Genomic DNA, 22886 nt, shown 5'->3' with positions numbered 1-22886 from the left:
GTTATTAGCAATTTTTTATTTTGATAATATGTGATTTTTCAGATATAAAAATCCCCCGATAGTGTGTCGGGGGAAAGGGATATTACAAATTATTGATTTGGATTTGTAACCATTGTGCTTCAAGTGGGTTGGCAGTGGTTAATGCCGCTTCAAACGATTTTTTCGCTTCCGCTTTATTACCCATTGCATTATAAATTTCACCTGAAAGCATCGCTTTTCTTCCTTGCCACGCTTGATCCGTTACTTTGCCTAATGTTGCCAATGCCGGTTCAAACTGTTTCAACTGTGTTTGTACACTTGCTAAACGCAGTGCGATTAATGAAATCAATGCGCTATCCTTTGCATTGTTAAGTGCTTTTTGTAGCGTATCGGCAGCTTGTTGCCATTGATTGACGTCAATCTGTTTTTTTGCCTGTTCTAATAATAAAAAGGCGGAGTAAGTGCTGCTTGGATTAGCTTCAACAAATTGAGTTAATTGGGCATTTGCCTTCACAGTATCAGATTGTTCGGTAGCCTTCATTATTTGAGAAAATTCCGCAGAAGATTGATGAATTTTACTCTGCTGGTAACCCTGCCAATAACGCCATCCGAATACACCGATAATAGCTAAAATAATAGCGGCAATAATGACTTTGCCGTTCTCTTTCCACCACTGTTTGATTTCTTCAATTTGCAGTTGTTCATCACTGGTTGTATAAGCCATTATGTTGCCTCCTTAGCGAGATGTGTAAAATGGGGTTAAATAGCCGATAGCATCGGTATTTGCTAATGTAATTTGCTGTTCTCCACTTAATAGATCTTTAATCACAACCTGTTGTCGTGCTACTTCATCTTCACCGAGAATTAATGCAAATTTTGCGCCGAGCTTGTCTGCACGTTTAAATTGTTTTTTAAAGTTACCTCCACTGCAATGTAACATTACTTTAATTTGTGGTAACGCTGAACGAAGTTGGGTAGCTAATTGTAGGGCAGGTAGAGTTGTATTATCTCCCTGATGAATAACATAAATATCAACATTAGGGTTAATCGGTGGATTTTTAACAACTTCCTGAATCAGCAACACTAAACGTTCCAAGCCCATAGCAAAACCGACTGCTGGTGTAGCGTGGCCACCAAGTTGTTCTACTAAACCATCATAGCGTCCGCCTCCGCAAACAGTACCTTGTGCGCCTAAAGCAGTGGTTACCCATTCAAAAACAGTTTTGTTGTAGTAATCTAAACCACGTACTAATTTCTGATTAATCTCATAGCGAATACCATATTGTTCTAAAATTGAACAAAGTGTTGCAAAATGTTGACGAGAATCTTCATCTAAATAATCGTGCAATTTCGGTGCATTATTTAAAATTTGCTGCACCTCCTCATCTTTACTATCCAAAATTCGCAATGGATTAGTGGTTAAACGACGTTTACTGTCTTCATCTAACTGCTCTACATAATTTTGCAAATAATTAACCAATGCGGCACGATAGTTTTTGCGTGCTTCTAATGAACCGATAGAGTTAAGTTGCAATTGTACGTGATCGGCAATACCTAAATCTTGCCATAATTTTGCGGTCATAATAATTAATTCTGCATCAATTAATGGATTTGCGATACCGAAAACTTCAACCCCGCATTGATGAAATTGGCGATAACGACCTTTTTGCGGACGTTCGTAACGGAACATAGGACCAATATACCATAAACGCTGTTCTTGATTATAAAGCAAACCGTGTTCGATTCCGGCACGTACACAACCGGCAGTTCCTTCCGGACGCAATGTTAAACTTTCATCATCACGATCATTAAACGTGAACATCTCTTTTTCAACAACATCAGTTACTTCACCGATAGCACGAGCAAAAAGCGGAGTTGATTCAACAATCGGCATCCGGATTTCTGAGTAACCGTAACTGCTTAAACGCTGCTTGATTTTATTTTCTACCCATTGCCATAACGGTGTATCGCTAGGCAGATAGTCGTTCATTCCTCGAATAGCTTGAATAGTTTTTGCCACATTAAATTCCTATTTTTATGATTAAACTTGTTCTACTTTAATTTGATTATTTGGATCTAACGCACTTATTCGTGCACGAATCTGAGTTTCGAGCTGATCGATAAGATGATCATTATCAAAACGCTCTTTTTGACGTTGTCCGGCGATATAAAAACCACTTTTTTTATTGCCACCGGCGACACCAAGATCGGAAACCAAAGCCTCTCCCGGACCGTTTACCACACAACCGATAATGGAAACATCCATTGGTGTAATAATATCTTCTAAACGTTGTTCTAAGGCATTAACGGTTGCGATAACATCAAACTCCTGACGAGAGCAGGTTGGGCAAGCGATAAAATTAATGCCACGAGAACGGATACGCAATGATTTTAAAATATCGAAACCGACCTTGATCTCTTCTATCGGATCGGCTGCTAAGGAAACACGTAAGGTATCACCTATACCTTCAGCAAGCAACATACCTAGTCCAATAGCACTTTTCACAGAACCGGAGCGGGCGCCACCTGCTTCGGTAATGCCGAGATGAAGTGGCTGTTTAATTTGTTTAGCCAATAATCGATAAGCATCTACTGCTAAGAAAACATCAGAGGCTTTAACACTGACTTTAAACTGATCGAAATTCAAGCGATCAAGAATATCAACGTGTCGCAATGCTGACTCTAATAAAGCTTGTGGTGTTGGTTCACCATATTTTTCTTGCAGATCCTTTTCTAATGAACCAGCATTAACGCCGATCCGAATTGGAATATTTTTATCTCTGGCACAATCGACTACAGCACGGATACGATCTTCTCTACCGATATTACCCGGATTGATTCTTAAACAGTCAACGCCGTATTCAGCAACTTTTAATGCGATACGGTAATCAAAATGAATATCGGCAACTAACGGCACTTTAACCTGTTGTTTAATCAGTTTAAATGCTTCTGCTGCGTCCATTGTTGGCACGGAAACACGTACAATATCAGCACCGACACGCTCCAATGCTTTGATTTGAGCAACAGTTGCTTCAATATCGGTGGTTCTTGTATTCGTCATTGATTGAACAGCAATAGGTGCTCCATCACCGATGGGCACATTGCCAACATAAATACGAGTAGATTTTCTACGTTGAATAGGAGATTGTTTTAACATATTTTTCTTTAAAATTAATGATAATTACTGTTGAGCCGGTAGCGTTAATTTTGCTACACGACCATCAATTTTTAATGGCACATCTTGACCTTGGTAACTGATTTTTACATTTTGTGGTGCACCAATAATTAATGAATAAGGCGCATCACCAGTCAAATCTAAAATTTCGCCGCGTCTGTATTCTCGTTCTGCTAATGTTTTGCGATTAGCATCTTTTACACTAAGCCAACAACTTTCACCGGTAATTTCAATTTTTAAATTATTTGGAATAACATCTTCTGCAGCAGGATTGGTGGTTGTTAAGTTTTCTGTAGTACTGTTATTGCCATCAATTTTATTCATTTCTGTAGCTAAAGCTTCGGTTGATGTATTTGGATAAGCTTCACTGTTTTTATTTTCACTACTATTGTTAGTAGAGCTATTAGTTACTACGGTTGTTTCTTTATTATTAACTACTGCTGTAGTCTCGTTAGCTTCAGTTTGAAGATTAGTAGTGCTTGTTGTTTCAATATTTTCGTTATTATCGGTTACTGTTGTTTCTGTATTGTTACCGTTTTCACTTATTGAATCAGTGCCTACTGGAGCGCTCTCAGTTGTGTTTTGTTCCGCTATGGAATGCTCTTCAACAAAATTATTGCGTTCGCTAGCAGAGCGTTGGTGATCCTGCCACCACCATAAAACAGTCATACCGATGATGATAATTAATACAATACAACTTAAAGGTCGTAACCAACGGTGATGAGAAACATAGCGATTAACAGAGTTTTTGGTACGATGATTTTTATTTAAGTCATTTTTTACTTCCGTACCAAAGGCAATATTATCGGTTAATAAAGTTGCTGGTAAATGTAGGAATTTTAAGTAATTACGTAAGTAACCACGAGCGAAAGTTGCTGGAATATCTTTTAAAACAAATTGGTTTTCTTCGAATTGTTTTAATATTACCGGTCGTAAGTTTATCTGTTCGGCAACCTGTTCAATAGTTAATCCAAGTTGTTCACGAGCATTACGCAGTTGTTGTCCTAAATCGACATTAGTTGCAAGTTGTTCCTGATCCATAATCGTTTATTACTTATTGTGATGAATAGCTGTAGCGGATTGTAAGAATACGCTGGTGGCTATAAAGAAAAATTATTTAGCTATTATACAGATTGGCAGGCAAGAGAAAAATAAGAATAATCTCAATCAAGGTGATTTTGCCGTTATTTATGTAAACGTTGCCGTAAATTTTTCGCTTTATCTACAGAATATTTCTCCAATTGGGTTAAAGCTTGTTCAATTTTGTTTTGATCGTTAGCTAAAACGGCACAAATAGCAATATTTTCATAAGTATCAGCAAAATGATAATAAGATTTACTTTTTAATGCTTGTTCAAAAAAATTAAATGCCGCATTAAATTGTCGTTGAGAGCAGAGGTAAGTAGCATAGTTATTCAATACATCGCCATTCTTAGGAGAAAGAGTGAGTGCTTTTTGATAATATTCTCCAGCAAGTTCGAGTTGTTGGGTATGTTGATAAAAATAGGCTAAACCAAGATAAGGCAAGTAATCATTTGGAGTATGTTGTAGTGCTTTATCTAAATTAGCTTTTGCTAATGTAGGATTGCCGTGTGATAAATAAGCTAACCCTAATTCAACACGAGTTTTTGCCGCAGCGGCATTATTAAAAGTAGGAGATTTATTTATAGTAGAATGACTACAAGCAAAAAGTGAAAATAGTGAGGAAAGTAGAATAAAAAATTTCAGTTTCATCATTATATTTTTCATAATTTCCTCACTTACTAGCATTAAGATTGCGTTATTTCAATATTTTTACCAAAAGCTCGTTTTTGTGCAGTACGTTTTGTACGATCAATTACATCTCCGGCAAGTTGTCCACAAGCCGCATCAATATCATCGCCACGAGTTTTTCGTACAATAACGGTAAATCCATATTCCATTAATGTTTTTTGGAAGCGATCGATACGCGTATTAGAACTCTTGTTATAAGGTGCTTCTGGGAACGGATTCCAAGGAATAAGATTGATTTTACAAGGCGTATGCTTTAATACTTGAGCTAATTGATGTGCGTGTTCGACTTCATCATTAACGTGATCGAGCATAACATATTCAATAGTTACCTTACCGTGGTTTGCATTGGAAATTTTTAGATAACGATTTACGGAATCAATTAACATTTCAATATTATATTTTTTATTTAAAGGCACAATCTCATTGCGCAACTCATCATTGGGCGCATGTAATGAAATTGCTAAAGCAACATCGATCATTTCACCCAGTTTATCAAGTGCTGGTACAACACCGGAGGTTGATAAAGTCACTCGGCGCTTGGATAAACCATAACCAAAATCATCTAACATAATCTCCATTGCTGGTACTACATTGCTTACGTTTAACAAGGGTTCGCCCATCCCCATCATTACCACATTAGTAATCGGTCTAACTTTTGTTTCACCGAAAGCACCAATCACTTTGGAAGCGCGCCAAACCTGACCAATAATTTCAGAAACGGTCAAATTACGATTAAAACCTTGTTGCGCTGTTGAACAGAATGTACAAGCCAAAGCACAACCAACTTGGGAAGATACGCAAAGTGTGGCACGATCTGCTTCCGGAATATAAACACTCTCGATTTGTTGATCACCAACCTGCATAGCCCATTTTATAGTACCATCGGAAGAACGTTGCTCAATTGCAATTTCAGGCGCTTTAATTTCTGCAACTTGCTTTAATTTTTCACGCAAAACTTTGTTAATATTAGTCATATTATCGAAATTATCTTCACCATAGTGATAGATCCATTTCATAATTTGATCCGCACGGAAAGGTTTTTCGCCTAAATCCGACAAAAAATGACGCATTTCTTGACGGGTTAGATTAAGTAAATTGGTTTTTTCAGTGGTCATAAATTGCCTCGTTATTACACATTGTGGCATAGCAATTAAATTGGTGCTTCAAGGTGTCATAATTTTAAAAAGCTCGCATTTTACTGAGTTGCTACACATTATGCTAGCAAATTTATTATATATAATGAGTAAATTTTGCTTCAAATTTGTGAACTATATCGAGAAATAAAAAAAAGCTGTACTTTTATATGCTGTTCTGTGAGCTAAAGGGTAAAAACTTGCCCAATATGCAATAATTAAGCCTTGCATCGATTTACTCAGCCTAAAAAAGTTAGATTTATTTTATTAAGAATTAAGCCCTGTAATCTACAGAGCTTAATTGTGTGAATGTGGAGAATTGTTTAAATTATGAGTTTAATTGGCAATATTCAGATGGTTTTTGTAAGCTGAAAAAGTATTGACCATCAACATTGCAACTGTCATAGGACCGACTCCGCCCGGAACCGGTGTAATAAAACTTGCTCGTTGTTGTGCAGCTTCAAATCCGATATCACCGATAACTTTCTTATCGGCAACTCGGTTAATACCGACATCAATTACTATTGCTCCGGGCTTTACCCATTCGCCTGGTATTAAATGTGGTTTACCGACAGCAACAATCAAAATATCCGCTTGAGCAACCAATTCCTGCAAGTTTTTCGTAAAGCGGTGCGTTACGGTCACAGTTGCACCTGCAAGCAGTAATTCCATTGCCATTGGGCGACCGACAATATTGGAGGCACCAACAATAACAGCGTGTTGTCCGTGTAGATCAACACCGGTGGTTTCGAGCAGTTTCATAATGCCGTAAGGTGTGCAAGCACGTAATGTTGGAATGCGTTGGCATAAACGCCCTACATTATAAGGATGAAAACCGTCCACATCTTTTGATGGAGAAATACGTTCGATAACTTTTACGCTACTGATATGTTTTGGCAAAGGTAATTGAACTAAAATGCCGTCAATAGTATCGTCCTGATTCAATTCATCAATTAATGAGAGCAGTTCCTGTTCAGAAATATTGTCTGATAAATTATATGATTTTGATTGAATTCCCACTTCTAGACAACTTTTTTTCTTATTATCGACATAAATTTGTGATGCGGGATTTTCTCCTACTAAAATTACTGCTAGTCCTGGTGAACGCAGCCCTTGATCAATGATAGTTTGAATTTTTTGATGAAGGTCACTCTTAATAGATTTTGCTAAATCCTTACCGGAAATGATTTGAGCGGACATTGTTTTCTCCATAATGTGTTTGCATGAACGCTAATTTTCGCAAAAAAAAGCTTGTTTGATAAGAGTATGGATTAATTTTAAGCGTTTATTTTTAAATTTAAAAAAAATGATTGACGCAACAGAAATAAAAATTATAATGCACCTCACACGTCGGCGAGTAGCGCAGTTTGGTAGCGCAACTGGTTTGGGACCAGTGGGTCGTAGGTTCAAATCCTATCTCGCCGACCATTTTTTTATCTTTTATTTCCTCTTTTTTATCCTATGCGCCCTTAGCTCAGCTGGATAGAGCAACGGCCTTCTAAGCCGTAGGTCATTGGTTCGAATCCAATAGGGCGTGCCATTAAAAGTTAATATTTATCAATCACATACACTCAATCTTAACTAACTATTTCTATATATCAAAAAAACGTTGTGACTAATTTGTGACTAGAATTTTACTGAGTTAGCGTGTGAGAGTAAGTGATCGGCATTAAGGTGTGCATATTTTTTTACCATTTCCAATGTTTCCCAGCCACCTAATTCCTTTAAGGTAAATAATGGAGTACCTGATTGGACGTGCCAACTTGCCCAAGTATGCCTTAAATCGTGAAAATGGAAATCAATCAAGAAACATTTTTCAGTTGCTTTGTTAAATGTTTTTCTATTGATGTCTTTTAGTGGTTGTCCTTTATCTCCAACAAAAACGTATTTTGGATTTTTCCCTTTCTGTTTTTGTAACAATTTAATCGCATCATCATTAAGCAATAGCGATCTGGCTTTTTCGGATTTTGCGATATCATTAGAAACAATCGCCACTTTACGAGTGAAATCTATTTTATCCCAAGTCATAGATAGTATTTCAGTTCGTCTTGCCCCAGTTAATAAGGCAAAAGAACAAATCGTCTTCATCCAATCTGTGCTGATTTTATCAATAAGTTGTTTAGCTTGTTCTTTGGTGATCCAGCGAACTCTAATAGGTGGTTCTTTTTTCTTCGGGATATACGGCATTTTATCAATGTACCCTGACTGATATGCCAACTTTAATATACGCATTATAGATGTTCTATATTTATTTTTTGTAGAATTTGTTAGCGGGGTTCCTTTCGTCATATGATTTTCAGGGATTGCATCAAGTATTTCATCACTTGTTAAAGAACTAAGTTTTCGACCAGCAAAGATATTTCGATAATAAATTGCGTGTCGTTTTTTAGTGGCAGTATCTTCTTTTCCTTCCGCGTCTTTTAGAAAAAGAACTAATGCGTTTTCAAAGAGATATTCAGGTTTTTGGTCTAGCTTATCAATTTTCCACAATTGTGATTTTAGTTGATCGTGGTATTGTTGAGCTTCTTTTTTTACAGTTGTTTTAATAGTTCGTCTAACTCTCTCACCACTAGGGGTGTAGATGTCAATGTAATAGACGTTTCCTCTTTTTCTGATCGGCATAATTTTTCCTCTCCGACAGACAGAGCAAGCCCTCTGCTATTATTAGATCGTTTTTTTAACAAATCAAGATCTGTTTTATCCATTCTCCACAAACGAGATCCTTCCATTTTATAAAAGCCCCATTTATGTCGGTGATTAAAAACAGTTCTATATGATAAGTTTAGAATATTGGCTACCTGTTTAATGCTTAATGCTTCCATATTGTTACCATAAAAAAGCCGCTAAAAAGCGGCTATAAATGAAAATCTATTATTAAATAAACTTCTCCAAATCAGGCTTGAAGTAATCTTTCCCTTTTTTAATTTTACCATTTTCATCAAATACACCAGTTTTTGCATAATTTATTCCAAAAAAAAGCCTAACTGGTTAGGTTAGGCTTGTGGTGGCTGAGGTACTGGTATCCAATATTCAGCAGAAGTAATAAATTCTGTCTCATCGTTTACATCATAGATGAGAAGTAATTTGTACGGTTTGTCGTCGTTATCGATAAAGTCATAGTTAATTTCTTTAACTATGCCAATACCTATCCCATTTTCTATAGAATAGTATAAAATTTTAGAATCAAGTTCAGGTTGTTTTTCATTTGCATTAAACCACTCAATTTTCTTACCCTCTTTATAGTTTAATAGGGCTTTCGCCATTTTTTGAGCATCTTCTTTTGTTTTAAAAACTAACCCTCGTTTAATCGCCTCTCGGCAATGCTCGTTAAAAGTATCTACACCCATTTGAGATACTAATTCTTTTGAAATAAGACTAATAAAATAATATAGCTGAGCGTTTTCTACTGTATCTAAGGTTACGGCTCGAGGAACTTCAATCCCATTTATAATTCTTGGATCTTCCCACATACCTATGATGTCAAAAGCATCAATAATTGATTGAGAATGAAAACTCCCCTCTGATGTCCAAGTAATTGGTTCAATTTTGTCATGTTCTTTATTTACTACATATCCTATTAAAGGATTATTTGCATCAATATAAGTAGGGACTTTATTTACTACAAGTGCTTTTTTTCCATTTCTCAATTTAACAGGATCACCTGCTAGGGCTTTATATAAATCAAATGGTTTCATCTTCATTGTCCTCATCTTCAAAGAATACAATTATGGTATTATTTTCATATGAAATAAGTTGTTTCGCGATAAATGGATTATCTCCTAATTGCTTAGCAACTTTATTCATTTCTTCGTGAATTTTTACTTTGTTATATCTATCCATAATTTACTCCCTAATATAACATTTCTGAATACAATTCATTTGTTTCCTTGTTAATGTTCTGTGTGTTCATCTTTTACCTCTTTTATGTTTATTAAAGTGCGGTCGTTTTTGTGCTTGTTTTCTTAATTTAAGAATATCGATTTTTTGATTTTCGATAATTGTTTGCAAGCCGAGCATTCGTTTAGTTTGCTTGCTGATTGCGTCTTCTAATACAGCAATTTGTTTGGCATAAGCATTAATTTCGGCTTTTAATATTTTTGTTCATACGCTTTCCTTTTCTCCACCAAATTCATTGAGCAATCTCTTAGTTAATTCTGAGAGCGTTGTCGTCATTAACAAAAAGTCAGCATCAAAGCGTTGAGCAATATCTTCTTTGGCAATGTCATCATTTTTCTCTTTGATTTCATCAGCAAATTTAAGGCGTTTGAGCGTGCCGTCTTCGCAGAGAACGAAACTTAAATTGTCTTCCCAATCTAAAGCGATTTTCGTTACCACTTTTCCCACCTTGAGTAACTCGATTATTTCATCGCTACCTAAATCTTGCTGTTTAAATTTAGCTACACCACCTTCAGTAAAACCAACTAATTCAGCTTCTTCAAGCACGCTCAGCCAATCGGGGGCGTTGCTTATCCAGCCTGTCATCACGAGCGATGGCTCATTTGCAAAGGCAAGCGGAATAACAGGCAAAGAGCCTAGGGATTTTCGCAATAACGCTAACGCATCTTCTGCCCGTTTTGCTGAGCCTGCGTCCACATAAATCAACCGGTTTTGCGTATCAATCCAAAGTGCGGTCTGTGTGCTACGCGTAAAAGCCTGTGGTAGTAAAGTGGCAACAACGTCATCTTTAATAGATAACCGTTCTAATTTTCTTAGTTTGCGTTCTTCTTTCTTCTCAAGTTCATTGACCCTCCGTTCCAGCTCTTTTGTTACAACCTGATTCGGCAAGATTTTTTCTTCTCGCTGGGCGACAAGTAAAATTTGTCCGTTAGCCTCAAAGCAGAGTTGTTCGCTCGTGCTAAGTGGTGCAATCCAGCCAAATTTACTTGCCTCACTACTACCGCAAGGCGTAAATTCACACGCCTCAAGTTGGCTTGAGAGGTTGGAAAAATCCATCGCTTTTGTTAAGCGGTAAATCATTGCATTTTTAAACCAAAACATTTTCTTTTCTCCTAGTTTTTTGTGATTAAATCCGTAGTTGTTCCACAATAATGCCCGTCGCAGTCTGAACCTAAATCGAGTTCATACGCACACCACAACAAGCCGATAATCATTAAAATTCTGAACATAATTTCACCTTTTGATTTGATAATTTTGTCAAATCAATGACTAAACTTTAATCAATTTACTGAATTTAGGTTGAGCAAAACCGCCACGCTTTAAAAATAAAGTGCGGTCGGTTTTTATTGAATTTTTAGAAGTTAGCTAATCGTTTTGGTTGTGGTCGTTCGTCAAGCAGGCTTAACATTCCTTTAATGAACATAATGCGTTCGCTTTTGGCTTGAACATATTTTCTCGCTTTGGTTAAAGCGTTTTCGGTTGGCATATTGAGGTTATAGAGGTAATGCCCTCCGATAAATTTGTCTATATCTCTGCCAAGATGTGGGTATTCCTTGCGTATTTTTTCGCCCATTTCATACGCACCATTAAGTGAGTGGTACAGGTTAGCAATAATGCGGATGGCTTCTTCGTCTGCTTCGGCTTCAGCAAGGGGGAGGCTTTGTTGCTGCTGTTTTACTTCACCTTTGTGCATTGCAAGAAAGGCTCTCAATACGATTAAGTGAAATTTTGGGCTTATCCACATTGCATAGGATAGGACGAGTTCTTCGCAAGCCCATACACCAGCATTTAATCCGCCTTTGAGTGATTTATAAGCTAAGATCGAATTTGTGCTTAGCTCGTTATTTGAACAATTTATCTCAGCAATAAGCTCTTTAGTTTGTTCATTACGAATAAATAGGCTTGGTCGATGTTTAGGTAATTCGCCACTTGCTTTGTGCAGATCATTTAAAGAATAAAGATTATCTAAAGTGCGGATAGAATTGTTTAAGATTTGTAAGTTTGACATTTTTATGCTCCGAATGTTTTGTGTATATCAGATCACTTTTGTAGGGTGATCGGGCTTCAACAACCGCATTCGGGCGGCGGAACTTATTTCCTTTCGGTATTGTATTAGGTTCTCTCGACCCGATCTTTGAAAGGTACAGATCTGTACCTTTTGAATTTTGAGCATAAAAAACCGCTATGCTATCGGGTGCGGATACCGCCGAATGTTTTGTTGTGCGGTTATCTTAATCCGAAGTTTGGGCGGTGTCAAATAAAAAGCCCACAATAAACATTGCAGGCTTTCTTAAAATATTACTTGTCTTGTATGTAAACATACATTATAATAATCTCACTTTCAAGGGATAGCTTGAAAGTGAGTGTGAGGCTTAATCCTCACGATAACGAAGAGGATAATAATATGTTAATCCGTATTATCCTAGTTATCGTTTTATTACTCTGGTCTTTGCCAGTTTATTAATCTGATAACTTACTGGGGGAGTACCAGTCCCCCAGTTCTTCAAATCATAGGGAATAATTATGGCATTGTCAAGAACCGAAATAAATGCTCGTAGCGAGGCAAAGCGGGGCATTGTAACGAAGTCTTTTAAAATTCCACAATCTGTTTCAGATGAAATAGATAGGCTTGCTGTTGAGCTTGGTATTTCAAAAGGAAAGATATTAGAACAAGCAATTTTGTTACTTAAACAAGCCCATTCATAACTTCTCAACTGTTCGGAAAAGCCTAACTGTTTGGGTTAGGCTTTTCTATATAATCCACAACCGGCACACTTACCACTTGCTGTGGTTCAAATTGCTTGCCGGTTGCTAATTGAGCGTAGCCGATAATGTCGTCCCAGTGGTCGGGGAAGGTTTCATCACCGTTGCAAATTCGGGTGAGTTTGGCAGCAATCATTGTGGCGGCATAGGCTTTGACTTTGTTGCGTTCAAAAAGCTGGCTTTCAATAATCGGTTTCATCAGGTGATAAAAGGTTTCTGCACCGCTGATAAAGTCGCCGTGCGTTTTGGCCCGTTCGTTGAGTAGGTCTGTGTTCATTTTTTCCTCCATTAAAAAGGCATCTCATCATCAAAATCAGCTGGTGGCGGTGGGGTGTAAGTGCCGTTTTTTGCTTGAGCGTAAGCATTCGCTTGTGCTTGTTGTGTCGGTGCGTTAGCCTGTGCGGCTTGCCCCTCTTGACGGCTATCTAACATTTGCAAACTGTCGCCTTGAATTTCTGTGATGTAGCGTTCTTGCCCATTTTTGTCTTGCCATTTTCGGGTTTTGAGCTTGCCCTCAATATAGACTTTTGAGCCTTTTTTAAGGTATTGCTCGGCAATTTCCGCTAACCGCCGATAAAGTACAATTCTGTGCCATTCGGTCTGTTCTTTCCATTCGTTGGTCTGTTTATCCTGCCAGCGGTCGCTAGTGGCTACGCTGATATTGGCGACAAGGTCGCCGTTTTGCATTGTGCGGATTTCGGGAGCTTGCCCTAAATTGCCGATGATGATGGCTTTGTTTATGCCTGCCATTATTTACCCCCTATTAATTAGGTGTGGAGCGTACTCCTTAATAAAAATTATTAAACTTTTTGCCATATTATCAATATCTTCATCCATACCCTCATACCTGTGAAATGATACGGTAACAGCTTCTTTAATTAAAAAGGTATCAGGAGTAGCAGCAGGGTTATACTGTCTAAAAAGATTGTAAGTAAAATGATCTAAATTAAGCCAAGATAGATACGCTCGCCATTGCATTGATGGCTCATAATTCTTTTCGACATCTATTGATGAGGTTAGCTTGTGATCGAAAACAGTGTTGCTATCCATCGCATCAACAACACCAACAAATGTCACATCTTCATCAAGAATTCTTCTCATAACCGTGAATTTAAACTCTTTGATTTTTGGAATATAAACATCACTATCAATTTCACTAAAATCAAAAGTAAAACCATCAACTGTTTCTACTGTGAGATCGCCTTGTTTTGTTTCAAGCAGTTTATGAAAAGCAGTGCCAGCCATCATTGCTTTAGTAGGTTCTATTTTTCTATCAAGATAAGCAACCATATCTTCTATGGTTGCATCTTCGTTATCAAGCCATCTTCGGTAGGCTTCTAATGTTGTTGCGGAGATTCTTATCATGCGGCGACCTTTTCAAATTGTTTGCTTTCTTTATTGAAAGTAATTCCTTGTTTTTTCGCATAATCCATTAATAGCTGCTTATGTAAAGTTGGCATATCTGGATCTATCATTTCGTTAAACTCTTCAGGATTTAACAAAACGCTGAATTTAGCGTGCACCTCATCAAGTTCTTGTTGTTCCTTGATAGCTTCATCAGATTGTTTATTTAATTCTGCTTTCACTTGCTCGATAATATTCGCTAAGAACAAAGGCTCAACTTTAAAGTTAGGTACAGCAATCACAGGTAAGCCTATTGGGTTCTTACCAAAGCCTGTTGAGCTAGGGTTAAAATCGAGAACTTTTTGATTGCCATTTAAGACTAATCTTCCCATTAAATCTGCCACTTTATAAACTTCGTTTTTCGCTCCGCCTTGAATATCCAAACGTTCTACAAACTCATCATTTTTTCTTTCCTCAGTCATATGTGAAAGTAAAACGACATCTTTACCGAAAGAGCGGAGAAGTTTTAACCACGAAATAAACCTATTTTTAAGTGTGCCATAGCCTTGTTGACTTAATTCAGTTCCACCATTTCTAGTTGTTCCTTTTTGATTACTTCTTAGAATATCAACCGTAATCATATCTAACGCACGACCTACGGTATCAATAATAATGGTATCGTAAGGCTTTAAATCCTCTTCTGTTAAGCCTGTAATATCTTGCCAAGATTCAATCTGTACCGTATCTTTACGGAATTGAGAACGATATGCTCCATTATCGAAGTCTAGCAGCAGTGGATTTTTTGCTGTAAATGCGGTTGATGTTTTTCCATAAGCTGGGGGAGCATAGATACAGATAGTGATGTTTTTTACTTCGATAGATTGTTTTGATGAAATGATTTTAAGTGCCATATTATTATCCTCTTATTTGAATTGGTTTAATGTTCTGTGGTCTGCGATTTCGTTTTCTTGCACGAGGTGGAATTGATTAATCTCTAGTAGATGTAACAATCCCTCTCGCTCTTGTTCATCAAGCGGTAAGTGGTGTATTGCGTTGACAATGTCGTTATATTCGTAATAAGCTAAAAGCTCAGTAAAGTAGTTATTCCACTGTGGAACCGTTTTATACTGATGCAAAGCTAACGTGAGTTGATGGAATAATATTTCAAGCCGTTGGCGGTTAAGCTGTTTCGCTTGTTGATTAAGCTGTTCAAAAATATCCATCATCTCACCCCCTCCGCTAATTGCGCTCTAATCTCCGCTTCGTGTGCCGGTGTGAGCGGTGTTTGTAAATTGCCGTGTTCCTTTTCCCATTCTTCTTTTGCCCATTGTTGCCATTGTTGCTGTTCCTCGCTTAAGGCAGTTTCAATGTTGAGCGTGTGGTCGTAATAATCCGTGTCTTTTTCCAGTGCTTTGACGGGTTGCGGTTGGCAACTAATGCCTAAGACAACGGCGATGATTAATGCGGTAATAAGGTAAATCGGCTCTAGTGTGAATTTCATTTTTTGTTTCCTTTTGTGTTTGGCGATTTATTTCTCCACGCTCGCCAACGTGGTATATTGGCGTTGCCACACAGCCAACATAGGAGATTAAAAAATGTTAGATTCTGCTTATATTTATCAACAAATACCCGCTGAAATTTCTCCATTCTTTAAAATCGAAATGGCAGAAATTCAGAAAAAATATACACATCTGCTGGATAACATTGCACAGTCTATTCAGACGATTTCTCAATTTGTTCATCTGAATAAAACGGTGAATGTGATTATTTCTTCACGACCGTTTGAACTTCAACTACAAAATGCAACCTTATCGGTACAGATATTTGAACCTGTTCTACATGTAGCGATTGAGAACTTTGTTTTTCTTGATTTGAATGTGATGTTGTCGTTGCCTTCTCCGCTTCAAAAAGCTTGTGCGTTGGAAGAGCTTGCCCATGTTTTGATGAATATTCGTGATGAACATCTTGTGAAAATGGTTGTCGCTGAGATGTTGCCTGATGTGGCGTATCAAAACGGGCAATATGTTGCCGTTTAATACCTTCACAGTTTACTTTGTTTGCGTAAATTATATTTGAAGAAATCATCTTTTCGCTCCTAAAATAAAAGCCTAGAACAATCTAGGCTTTGTAATAAAAATTATCTAAAAACTGTCTTTCCCAGATTTCAGCAGCTCGATCACATTCACGTGGATCGAAGCCGTTGTCAGGTTCATACTCTTGATCTTCTCGATTGATCGGTAACTCTTCTTCAAATGTGTCGTGGCCCATGTGTTTCTCCTTTCTCTTTTCTTTTTAAAGCTCACTCATAGAATTAGCTTTAAAAAAAGCCCTCGTGGGTGGAGGGCAAAGGTAATGTCGTTATATGGATAAGAAACGCACTCAAGGCGAGGTTGGGCAAACACATTGAGGATGGTTGCCTTAAATGCGTTTCCTAATGTCTGCTTAGCCGCCTATCACTAAAAATTTTCTCAAAATCCAACATAATCATTGGCTAAACAGGCATTAGATTGCCGTTTTTATTTAACCTTGCAACAGCTACAAGCATAGGCGGCTTGTCATTCGCCTCATCCAAACACTAATTCACGAAAGGACTTTGTAGCAAGCTACCCTTTCTACCTAAAAATCCTCTTAATCTGACTAAATTAAGATTAATCAAGCTTTTGCTACGCTGTTGCCTGAAACAGCACCTTTAGGACGGTTCAACCTATAATCAAATGGTATTCACTTTCGCAAATGAATACCTTAATGCCTACTTAGCCGCCTAAATTACACAAAAATCACTAATCATCATTAAAATAAAAATAGCTAAGTAGGCATTAAATAAACGGTTCGCGGGCTTGTTCGCCTGTTTCCCCAACCGTTGTAGCAATCTTTCGACCGTGCATTTCGCACTCAAGCTAGTAAGCAGTGCTGCCCTTGATTTTCCGTCCACCTCTCTTAGGACGAGAAACACAGTTTTCTGCTCGGGGGTTACTCAACTTAACGCAGTTGATCACTTACCGCCATTGCCACACCATTCTGTTAAAGAGCTTGAGATATTGTGTATCTCGTTTTGATGGGTTTAGTTTATTAAAAAATAAACTTTAGATCAATACGTTTATTTATTTTTTAATAAACTTTTTTGTGGTGTGTTTATTAAAATATTAATAAATAAAGAAAAAAATTTTAGGAAAGATGTTTAATTGATTAATTTTTGATCAAATTAATATTATTGAGAGGTAGAAAAGGATAAAAGAGCTTGTTTAGTGAACAAATTTAGTGAAATGAAATTTTAAGTTATCTAGATGAAATATAAAGTTATGAGAGATAAAAGTATTGTTATAATGTAGTAGTTAGATAAATTTTTTGTGATATTTAGAATGTACAGCATGTAACTTATAAATTAAGCTGCGAATAGCGATATTTCTTACTGTTAGATCATCTGAGAAGAGTTGGTTTGTTGTAACTTTTTTAACCTCTCTAATTTCTATGTTTGGATAAAAATCATTTTGAGCTAATTCCATAATTTCAGTACATTTACCTTGTAGCCTTTTATGGTATGCTATCATTAAATGAAAATCACCCTCATTTAATGAAGCTGCTTGTTTATGAACACGTAGAGCATCTTCAAAAATTTTATTGCATAGTTCTTGTAAAGAATCAATAGCTTCGTTATGTGCATTATGCCTTGCATTTCTTGCTCCTAGAAAATAACCAATTGGAATTGCTATAATTGAAACTAGTAGAGCGACTATTGAAATAACCTCTGAACTTTGCATTATTGTAACTCCGAAATGGCTGCGTTTATATATTCTCTAATTTCTTCAATTAGGTCAGGATCCTCTTCAGAAATAAAAATAATATTACTAATAATATTAGGAGATACTCCTAAACGAATTGCCCCACCAAATGCTTCCTCTAGAAAAGATGAACCATACCCTACAACACCATCTAGGTGCAATGTTATCTCTGGATCTTTTTTAGTTGCAGGGATAAGTATAGTATTTCTAAATTCTTCTCCACTAGCTTTTCCATCTTTAATATGACGGGGACCTGGAAAAAGGCTAAAGTCTTTCACATAAATATGTTGCATTTTATTTACCTTTAATTTGTATCAAGTGGCAGGTTCCATTGAACAATCGTTCCATCAATAGAGTAAGGAGACTCTTTGACTAAATCTGCTTTATTTCGACCATTATACACATACATTCCACGATTTGAACGAATAATTAAACTGCTATTTGGTGTCTTATCAATAATTGACCTAATATCTCCACCACCTTTACCACGATATCCCAGCCCTGTTCGAGTTTCTTTAATCAATGTTGAAGCTTTAATATATATGGCATCTGTCGTAGGTTTGCCTAGCTGTTGTTTTAATCTTTCCCAAATTTTTTTTAGCGTACTAGCTTTTTGAGTTTTTTCTAATGTATTCGGTATGCCATGCCCTAAATCACAAACAAAAAGAGAAAGTTCATTGTCTAATATGGCAAGTAACATCCACCATCGCTTAATTGGGAAATATCTATGAGTTTGAATATTTTCTGCATATGCATGCTCGACAGCGTTTGCAATGGCTTCAATATAACTGCTATACATTCCTTTGGTATTTACTCCCATTGCTTTAAGCTCATTGAGTAAGGGCGCCGTGATTGAGCCATCAGTATTATCACTTTGAATAAAATGCCAGCACTTTACATTTTTTTGAGAAGAACTTGATGTATAGTTAAAGCCAAGCATTTTATATAAACCAATATGACAAAATACACCATCTACATCATATGGACCACGTTTTCTTCTATCTGCTGGTTTAGGTTTTGGACGAATAACACTAAATTTTAACTCAGGATATTGATTCCTAATAGTATCTAGAGTGGCAATTAAGACAGCACAAGCTGGAGCATCAATAACAGAAGTTTCTCTAAAGTTTAATTTTAATATTTGGTGGTTTTGTGAAGCTAATTTTGCTTTTTTTTCAATTTCTTTTTTAAAAGAAACAAAAATGTGAGAAATTTCTCTTGCTAGTACAATTTTACTAGGAGCATAAACCTCCGCACATAGACGCCGAAATAATTTCTTTTTTTTGATAGATTTATATTTTATTTTTCCACCATTCATTCGGCGTCTTTTCTGTTTGGAAATCAGATTACGTAGCGTTCTCTTAATAACGATAGATCGCAATATTTTGAGTTTTAACATAATTTCCTCTGTATTCTGCCACTTACTTACATGAGATACAACGCGTGAAAGTTTCTTCATGAAATAAGTGATATTATCTTATTTCAAATTACCATATTAAATTCACTCAATAAAACCCATCTTCTGGGTTGTTACAACAAAACCGAGTACCAGAAAACTTTGCCTAAAACTGTAAGATCTTCTAAGTTTGCGACTTCATCTGGGTGCTCTTCAGAGTTATAGCTTCTTATTTTCACCTGATTATTTGGCATATTGTAGAGAATTTTTATTCTTAATAATCCACCGTGATTTATCGCATATATCTTTCCATCTCTGATAGTTTTATTACCGAGATCGATCCCAACTGTTGTTCCGTCTGGAATAACTGGCTCCATAGAGTTACCATCCGCTGTAACGCAAACAGCATTTTCATATGATACGCCTTGTCTTTTTAAAGTGGCTTTAGAAAATCTAAGTTTAAAATTGTTATAGTCCATTATGTCATCAGCAAATCCATTCCCAGCAGAGAGTCTAATTTCTTTGAAAAAAGGAACTTCTATCTCATCATTTGAGAGAGGAGTATGTCTATCCCATAATTCAAATGCCCCAATTTCTTTGATATTGGAAACGATATTATTGTTACTATCTACGCTAACGGGAGTATCTAAGTAAAATTCACCCATGCCATAATCTTTTTCTAATCTTCTAGCCAATCTTTCCCCAAAAGATTTAGCTGAACCATTTATTTGCTGAGATATTAGACTTTTATCTTTATCAGGGTACTTCTTATCTGAGTAGAATCTTTTCAAATTTTCCCTACGAATACTAGTTAGATCTATTTTTTTCATAGATTCCTCCTTAGTTAATTTTTCACCATTTTATTTAGTATTTAGTAAATAAGCAAAAAATTAATGATTGACTTATTGTTTATCTATAAATAAACTTAATTTTATTTTTAACTAAACTAAAGTTTATGAAACTGACAGGATATTTATCAAATAGACAACGTGGTTTTAAAGCAAATTTTGCAAAACAGGTGGGAGTATCTATGTGTTTTTTAAGAAACTGCGAGATGGGGAGAACAAAGATACCACCGTATTTAGCAAAAAAAATCGAGGTAGCTACAAATGGGGAAGTATCTAAATCTGAAATGCGACCAGATTTATGGGATTAGTGTTTTGTATGTAATAAAAAACCACCGCGGCAACGGTGGTTTAGGAGGTTAAATGAACCAATTAATTAAAATTGATAATACAGAAATTAGACAAGACGGTCAAGGACGATATTGTCTAAATGATTTACATCGTGCGAGTGGTGGAAATCCTATCCACGCACCAAGCCAATTTTTGCGCTTAAAAGGGACAAAAGAGTTTGTCGCTATATTAGATAAGCACAATGCAGATTTGCATTCTGCTTTAGAAATAAACAATGGTGGAATAAATCAAGGCTGTTATGCATGTGAAAAATTAGTGTACAAATATGCGGCGTGGATTAATCCTGAATTTGAAGTAAAAGTTTATGAGATTTTCGATAAAGTACTTAAAGGTGAATTTCAACCTATCAAAACACAAATCCCCCAAACATTACCCGAAGCCTTGCGCTTAGCCGCAGATTTAGCGGAGCAAAATCAAACATTAGCTTTAGAAAATAAAGAACTGAAACCAAAAGCCGCATTTGTCGATCATTATGTTGACGTTGGCACCAGTAAATCGCTGCGTGAAACCGCGAAAATTTTAAAGATGCCGGAGAAAGCGATGATCGAACGTTTGATCGAAGATCGGTTGTTGTTTCGTCAATCAGGCAAGTTGTTGCCGTTTGCCAGTGAGAAAGCGAAGCCGTTGTTTACGGTGAAAACGGGAACGGCTGAACACGGACATAACTATACGCAAACTCGAGTTACCGCTGAGGGTATGCGTTTTATTGCCGAACAATATGCAACGGAGTTGATGTTATGAGTATTGGAAAATTATTGATTGATGATCAACCTCATCAAGTCTTACCTGCTTTAGCAAAAACAATTGGTTTAAATGAAGCGATTTTCTTACAACAACTACATTATTTGTTGAATTACAGCAAAAACCATATTGAAGGAAAGTCTTGGATATTTAATACCTATGAACAATGGCAAGAGATTTTTTGTTATTGGTCAATATCAACGATTAGACGCACGATAGAGAGTGTTAAAACACGAGGATTATTGATTGCAACTGACAAGTTCAACAAGATGAAAATGGATAAAACAAAGTGGTACACCATTGATTATGACCGTCTTGCCAATTTGGATATATCGACTGTTAAAAATAACAATCCATCTGTTCAAAATGAGCAGTCTGACTGTTCAAAATGGACAGATGTGTCTGTTCAAAATGAGCAGAGCAATAACCAAAAGAATACACAAAAGAATACTACACAAGATATTAAAAAAACTACGCAAAAAAAGTCGCCTGTACTTGAGCTTTTAGCTGAATTTGGGATTACCGGGCAACTAGCAGAAGATTTTATTACTCACCGTAAATCGAAAAATGCACCAATTACTAAAACCGCACTAGAACGCCTACAAAAACAAGCAGACTTGGCTTGCTTACCGCTTGCGGAGGTGGCGGAAGTTATGATTGAGCGTGGCTGGCGTGGCTTTAAAGCCAATTGGGATTGGCAAGAAACGCCACAAAACCGGTCTAAAAAATCAAAATTTGATGACAATGACGATAGCTGGTGGCGTGGCAAAACGATTGAGGTTAGGGGGGTTTAATGCGTCATTTTGCAAATACACAATTGGCGGATTTGGTCGGCAAGGAGCCGACTTATCAAGCAACGCCAGGCAAGCAAGAAATTCCGCCGCAGGTGGCAAAATTTGTCGATCGCTTATTTGCCCGATTAAAAGCGATATTCCCGGCGTGGCAGGCGGCATTTGATGGTGAGGAAGGCTATCAGGAAGCAAAACGGCTTTGGCTTGAGGCGTTGGTCAACAACGGCGTGACGACCGCTGCTCAATTTAAGTGCGGTATTGCGCAGGCGGAACGGTCGGGAAGTCCGTTTTTTCCTAGCGCAGGGCAATTTATTGCGTGGTGTAAAACGGACGATTATGCCGCATTGGGGCTGCCGACCGTGGAGGAGTTGCAATATCGCTTAAATAAATTCCGAGCGTTTGGCGGGTTTGCGGAAATTGATCGCTTTGAGTTTATATCAGATGCGGAATATTGGCTGATTACTGAGATTGCGAACAAGTCAATCCAAAAATCTTACAGTGAGGCGGAAGAGCTTAAAGCGATGAAAGAGGCGTTAGACAAGATGGCAAAACGCTTAGAAAAAGGGGAGGTGTTACCAAAGCCAACTCGCTCGTTACCTGAGAAAGTCGAATATCTGGATCCTGAAAAAGTTAAACAAGGCTGGGCCAATTTGAAAGCGTTAGTAGCGAGAGGTTAGTAATGAGTGTTGATAAAAATAACATCAAATTAGTTTGCCCAAACTGCGGTGGGGAATTAACGGATTTATGGGATGGTGAGCCGGTGAGTGCATTTATTGGTGAATGGTCTGACGATAGATTTCGCTGTGAAGGGAAATGGGAAGAGTCTGAAAAATGGGGGGCGTATGCCCGGGTTAACCGAACAAAATCATGCGGCTACTTTGGTTTGAAAGATTTGGGTGTTGAGCCTGAAGAGGAGTAAT

At 37.1% G+C, this 22886-nt stretch carries 30 protein-coding genes and 2 tRNA genes; 9 read left to right on the top strand and 23 right to left on the bottom strand.

Features of this window, described 5'->3' with window-relative positions; genetic code table 11:
- Nucleotides 1-82: 82 nt before the first annotated feature.
- The 7 genes from JP36_RS07575 to folD all read right to left on the bottom strand — a co-directional run bounded on the left by JP36_RS07575 (nucleotide 83) and on the right by folD (nucleotide 7259).
- On the bottom strand, nucleotides 83-703 hold the full coding sequence (locus JP36_RS07575) for a YfgM family protein (RefSeq protein WP_039173609.1): 621 nt from the start codon (nucleotides 701-703) through the stop codon (nucleotides 83-85).
- A gap of 12 nt (nucleotides 704-715) precedes the next feature.
- On the bottom strand, nucleotides 716-1999 hold the full coding sequence (gene hisS / locus JP36_RS07570; protein WP_039173607.1) for a histidine--tRNA ligase: 1284 nt from the start codon (nucleotides 1997-1999) through the stop codon (nucleotides 716-718).
- Between the two features lie 21 nt (nucleotides 2000-2020).
- The gene (gene ispG / locus JP36_RS07565) at nucleotides 2021-3136 is read right to left on the bottom strand and encodes a flavodoxin-dependent (E)-4-hydroxy-3-methylbut-2-enyl-diphosphate synthase (protein ID WP_039173606.1); all 1116 of its coding nucleotides are present in this window, start codon (nucleotides 3134-3136) and stop codon (nucleotides 2021-2023) included.
- 24 nt (nucleotides 3137-3160) lie between these two features.
- Entirely contained in the window at nucleotides 3161-4195 is a 1035-nt protein-coding gene (locus JP36_RS07560) for a RodZ domain-containing protein (RefSeq protein ID WP_039173605.1), read from the bottom strand.
- 143 nt (nucleotides 4196-4338) lie between these two features.
- The gene (gene pilW / locus JP36_RS07555; RefSeq protein WP_039173603.1) at nucleotides 4339-4902 is read right to left on the bottom strand and encodes a type IV pilus biogenesis/stability protein PilW; all 564 of its coding nucleotides are present in this window, start codon (nucleotides 4900-4902) and stop codon (nucleotides 4339-4341) included.
- Nucleotides 4903-4922: 20 nt separating this feature from the next.
- Entirely contained in the window at nucleotides 4923-6041 is a 1119-nt protein-coding gene (locus JP36_RS07550) for a bifunctional tRNA (adenosine(37)-C2)-methyltransferase TrmG/ribosomal RNA large subunit methyltransferase RlmN (RefSeq protein WP_039173601.1), read from the bottom strand.
- A gap of 354 nt (nucleotides 6042-6395) precedes the next feature.
- Nucleotides 6396-7259: a bifunctional methylenetetrahydrofolate dehydrogenase/methenyltetrahydrofolate cyclohydrolase FolD gene (gene folD / locus JP36_RS07545; protein WP_039173599.1), complete on the bottom strand. Its 864-nt coding sequence runs from the start codon at nucleotides 7257-7259 to the stop codon at nucleotides 6396-6398.
- A gap of 151 nt (nucleotides 7260-7410) precedes the next feature.
- Between folD and JP36_RS07540 the strand changes: the two genes are divergently transcribed.
- A tRNA-Pro gene (locus JP36_RS07540) sits at nucleotides 7411-7487 on the top strand.
- 35 nt (nucleotides 7488-7522) lie between these two features.
- Nucleotides 7523-7599 (top strand) — tRNA-Arg (locus JP36_RS07535).
- Between the two features lie 86 nt (nucleotides 7600-7685).
- Here the strand turns inward: JP36_RS07535 and JP36_RS07530 are convergent.
- The 5 genes from JP36_RS07530 to JP36_RS11180 all read right to left on the bottom strand — a co-directional run bounded on the left by JP36_RS07530 (nucleotide 7686) and on the right by JP36_RS11180 (nucleotide 11964).
- A complete protein-coding gene (locus JP36_RS07530) occupies nucleotides 7686-8681 on the bottom strand; it encodes a tyrosine-type recombinase/integrase (RefSeq protein ID WP_039136989.1) in 996 nt (331 codons plus the stop codon).
- 371 nt (nucleotides 8682-9052) lie between these two features.
- Entirely contained in the window at nucleotides 9053-9754 is a 702-nt protein-coding gene (locus JP36_RS11185; protein WP_052119465.1) for a hypothetical protein, read from the bottom strand.
- Nucleotides 9741-9899: a hypothetical protein gene (locus JP36_RS11520; protein ID WP_156106931.1), complete on the bottom strand. Its 159-nt coding sequence runs from the start codon at nucleotides 9897-9899 to the stop codon at nucleotides 9741-9743. The genes JP36_RS11185 and JP36_RS11520 overlap by 14 nt, the downstream gene beginning before the upstream one ends.
- 261 nt (nucleotides 9900-10160) lie before the next feature.
- Nucleotides 10161-11057: a recombination-associated protein RdgC gene (gene rdgC / locus JP36_RS07520; RefSeq protein ID WP_039173598.1), complete on the bottom strand. Its 897-nt coding sequence runs from the start codon at nucleotides 11055-11057 to the stop codon at nucleotides 10161-10163.
- Nucleotides 11058-11310: 253 nt separating this feature from the next.
- Entirely contained in the window at nucleotides 11311-11964 is a 654-nt protein-coding gene (locus JP36_RS11180; protein ID WP_052119464.1) for a KilA-N domain-containing protein, read from the bottom strand.
- 515 nt (nucleotides 11965-12479) lie between these two features.
- On the opposite strand from JP36_RS11180, the gene JP36_RS07510 reads away from it, so the two are divergent.
- Nucleotides 12480-12662, top strand: coding sequence for a ribbon-helix-helix protein, CopG family (locus JP36_RS07510; RefSeq protein ID WP_035688065.1), 183 nt, complete (start codon nucleotides 12480-12482; stop codon nucleotides 12660-12662).
- A gap of 22 nt (nucleotides 12663-12684) precedes the next feature.
- On the opposite strand, the gene JP36_RS07505 is transcribed toward JP36_RS07510, so the two are convergent.
- From JP36_RS07505 to JP36_RS07480, 6 genes are read right to left on the bottom strand one after another with little or no spacing between them, the layout of a single operon-like run.
- Nucleotides 12685-12996 carry a hypothetical protein gene (locus tag JP36_RS07505; protein WP_039136997.1) on the bottom strand — a complete coding sequence of 104 codons (312 nt, stop codon included), beginning with the start codon at nucleotides 12994-12996 and terminating at the stop codon, nucleotides 12685-12687.
- 11 nt (nucleotides 12997-13007) lie between these two features.
- Nucleotides 13008-13469 (bottom strand): single-stranded DNA-binding protein, encoded by a 462-nt coding sequence (ssb, locus tag JP36_RS07500; protein ID WP_039173597.1) that lies wholly within the window; start codon nucleotides 13467-13469, stop codon nucleotides 13008-13010.
- A gap of 3 nt (nucleotides 13470-13472) precedes the next feature.
- Nucleotides 13473-14084: a hypothetical protein gene (locus JP36_RS07495; RefSeq protein WP_039137001.1), complete on the bottom strand. Its 612-nt coding sequence runs from the start codon at nucleotides 14082-14084 to the stop codon at nucleotides 13473-13475.
- Entirely contained in the window at nucleotides 14081-14974 is an 894-nt protein-coding gene (locus JP36_RS07490) for an ATP-binding protein (protein ID WP_039173596.1), read from the bottom strand. The genes JP36_RS07495 and JP36_RS07490 overlap by 4 nt, the downstream gene beginning before the upstream one ends.
- Nucleotides 14975-14986: 12 nt before the next feature.
- Nucleotides 14987-15289 carry a hypothetical protein gene (locus JP36_RS07485; protein WP_039173595.1) on the bottom strand — a complete coding sequence of 101 codons (303 nt, stop codon included), beginning with the start codon at nucleotides 15287-15289 and terminating at the stop codon, nucleotides 14987-14989.
- The gene (locus JP36_RS07480; RefSeq protein WP_052119463.1) at nucleotides 15286-15564 is read right to left on the bottom strand and encodes a hypothetical protein; all 279 of its coding nucleotides are present in this window, start codon (nucleotides 15562-15564) and stop codon (nucleotides 15286-15288) included. The genes JP36_RS07485 and JP36_RS07480 overlap by 4 nt, the downstream gene beginning before the upstream one ends.
- 94 nt (nucleotides 15565-15658) lie before the next feature.
- Here JP36_RS07480 and JP36_RS07475 point away from each other — a divergent pair, with 94 nt between their 5' ends.
- Nucleotides 15659-16099 carry a hypothetical protein gene (locus tag JP36_RS07475; RefSeq protein ID WP_039173592.1) on the top strand — a complete coding sequence of 147 codons (441 nt, stop codon included), beginning with the start codon at nucleotides 15659-15661 and terminating at the stop codon, nucleotides 16097-16099.
- Between the two features lie 82 nt (nucleotides 16100-16181).
- Here JP36_RS07475 and JP36_RS11515 read toward each other — a convergent pair whose 3' ends face one another.
- The 5 genes from JP36_RS11515 to JP36_RS07450 all read right to left on the bottom strand — a co-directional run bounded on the left by JP36_RS11515 (nucleotide 16182) and on the right by JP36_RS07450 (nucleotide 20068).
- Nucleotides 16182-16331 carry a hypothetical protein gene (locus tag JP36_RS11515; protein WP_156106930.1) on the bottom strand — a complete coding sequence of 50 codons (150 nt, stop codon included), beginning with the start codon at nucleotides 16329-16331 and terminating at the stop codon, nucleotides 16182-16184.
- Between the two features lie 1064 nt (nucleotides 16332-17395).
- Nucleotides 17396-17821, bottom strand: a complete 426-nt coding sequence (locus JP36_RS07465) for a hypothetical protein (RefSeq protein ID WP_039173588.1) — start codon at nucleotides 17819-17821, stop codon at nucleotides 17396-17398.
- Nucleotides 17821-18135: an STAS-like domain-containing protein gene (locus tag JP36_RS07460; protein ID WP_039173585.1), complete on the bottom strand. Its 315-nt coding sequence runs from the start codon at nucleotides 18133-18135 to the stop codon at nucleotides 17821-17823. The genes JP36_RS07465 and JP36_RS07460 overlap by 1 nt, the downstream gene beginning before the upstream one ends.
- An 11-nt stretch (nucleotides 18136-18146) precedes the next feature.
- A complete protein-coding gene (locus JP36_RS07455) occupies nucleotides 18147-19241 on the bottom strand; it encodes a hypothetical protein (RefSeq protein ID WP_039173583.1) in 1095 nt (364 codons plus the stop codon).
- Nucleotides 19242-19372: 131 nt separating this feature from the next.
- On the bottom strand, nucleotides 19373-20068 hold the full coding sequence (locus JP36_RS07450) for a S24 family peptidase (protein WP_039173581.1): 696 nt from the start codon (nucleotides 20066-20068) through the stop codon (nucleotides 19373-19375).
- A gap of 125 nt (nucleotides 20069-20193) precedes the next feature.
- Between JP36_RS07450 and JP36_RS07445 the strand changes: the two genes are divergently transcribed.
- The 5 genes from JP36_RS07445 to JP36_RS07425 are packed head-to-tail and all read left to right on the top strand — an operon-like array spanning nucleotide 20194 to nucleotide 22885.
- Nucleotides 20194-20394 (top strand): YdaS family helix-turn-helix protein, encoded by a 201-nt coding sequence (locus JP36_RS07445; protein WP_039173578.1) that lies wholly within the window; start codon nucleotides 20194-20196, stop codon nucleotides 20392-20394.
- 52 nt (nucleotides 20395-20446) lie between these two features.
- Entirely contained in the window at nucleotides 20447-21175 is a 729-nt protein-coding gene (locus JP36_RS07440) for a KilA-N domain-containing protein (protein ID WP_039173576.1), read from the top strand.
- Nucleotides 21172-21969 carry a hypothetical protein gene (locus JP36_RS11175; protein ID WP_052119462.1) on the top strand — a complete coding sequence of 266 codons (798 nt, stop codon included), beginning with the start codon at nucleotides 21172-21174 and terminating at the stop codon, nucleotides 21967-21969. Before JP36_RS07440 ends, JP36_RS11175 begins: the two co-directional genes overlap by 4 nt.
- On the top strand, nucleotides 21969-22643 hold the full coding sequence (locus JP36_RS07430) for a replication protein P (RefSeq protein ID WP_039173573.1): 675 nt from the start codon (nucleotides 21969-21971) through the stop codon (nucleotides 22641-22643). Before JP36_RS11175 ends, JP36_RS07430 begins: the two co-directional genes overlap by 1 nt.
- 2 nt (nucleotides 22644-22645) lie before the next feature.
- Nucleotides 22646-22885: a hypothetical protein gene (locus tag JP36_RS07425; RefSeq protein WP_039173570.1), complete on the top strand. Its 240-nt coding sequence runs from the start codon at nucleotides 22646-22648 to the stop codon at nucleotides 22883-22885.
- The last annotated feature ends 1 nt before the right edge of the window (nucleotide 22886 follow it).

It is taken from the genome of Gallibacterium genomosp. 1, assembly GCF_000771875.1.
In the GTDB taxonomy this organism is placed as follows: domain Bacteria; phylum Pseudomonadota; class Gammaproteobacteria; order Enterobacterales; family Pasteurellaceae; genus Gallibacterium.
Note: the sequence above shows the minus strand (reverse complement) of the source record. Positions and strands in the feature narration are given on the sequence as shown.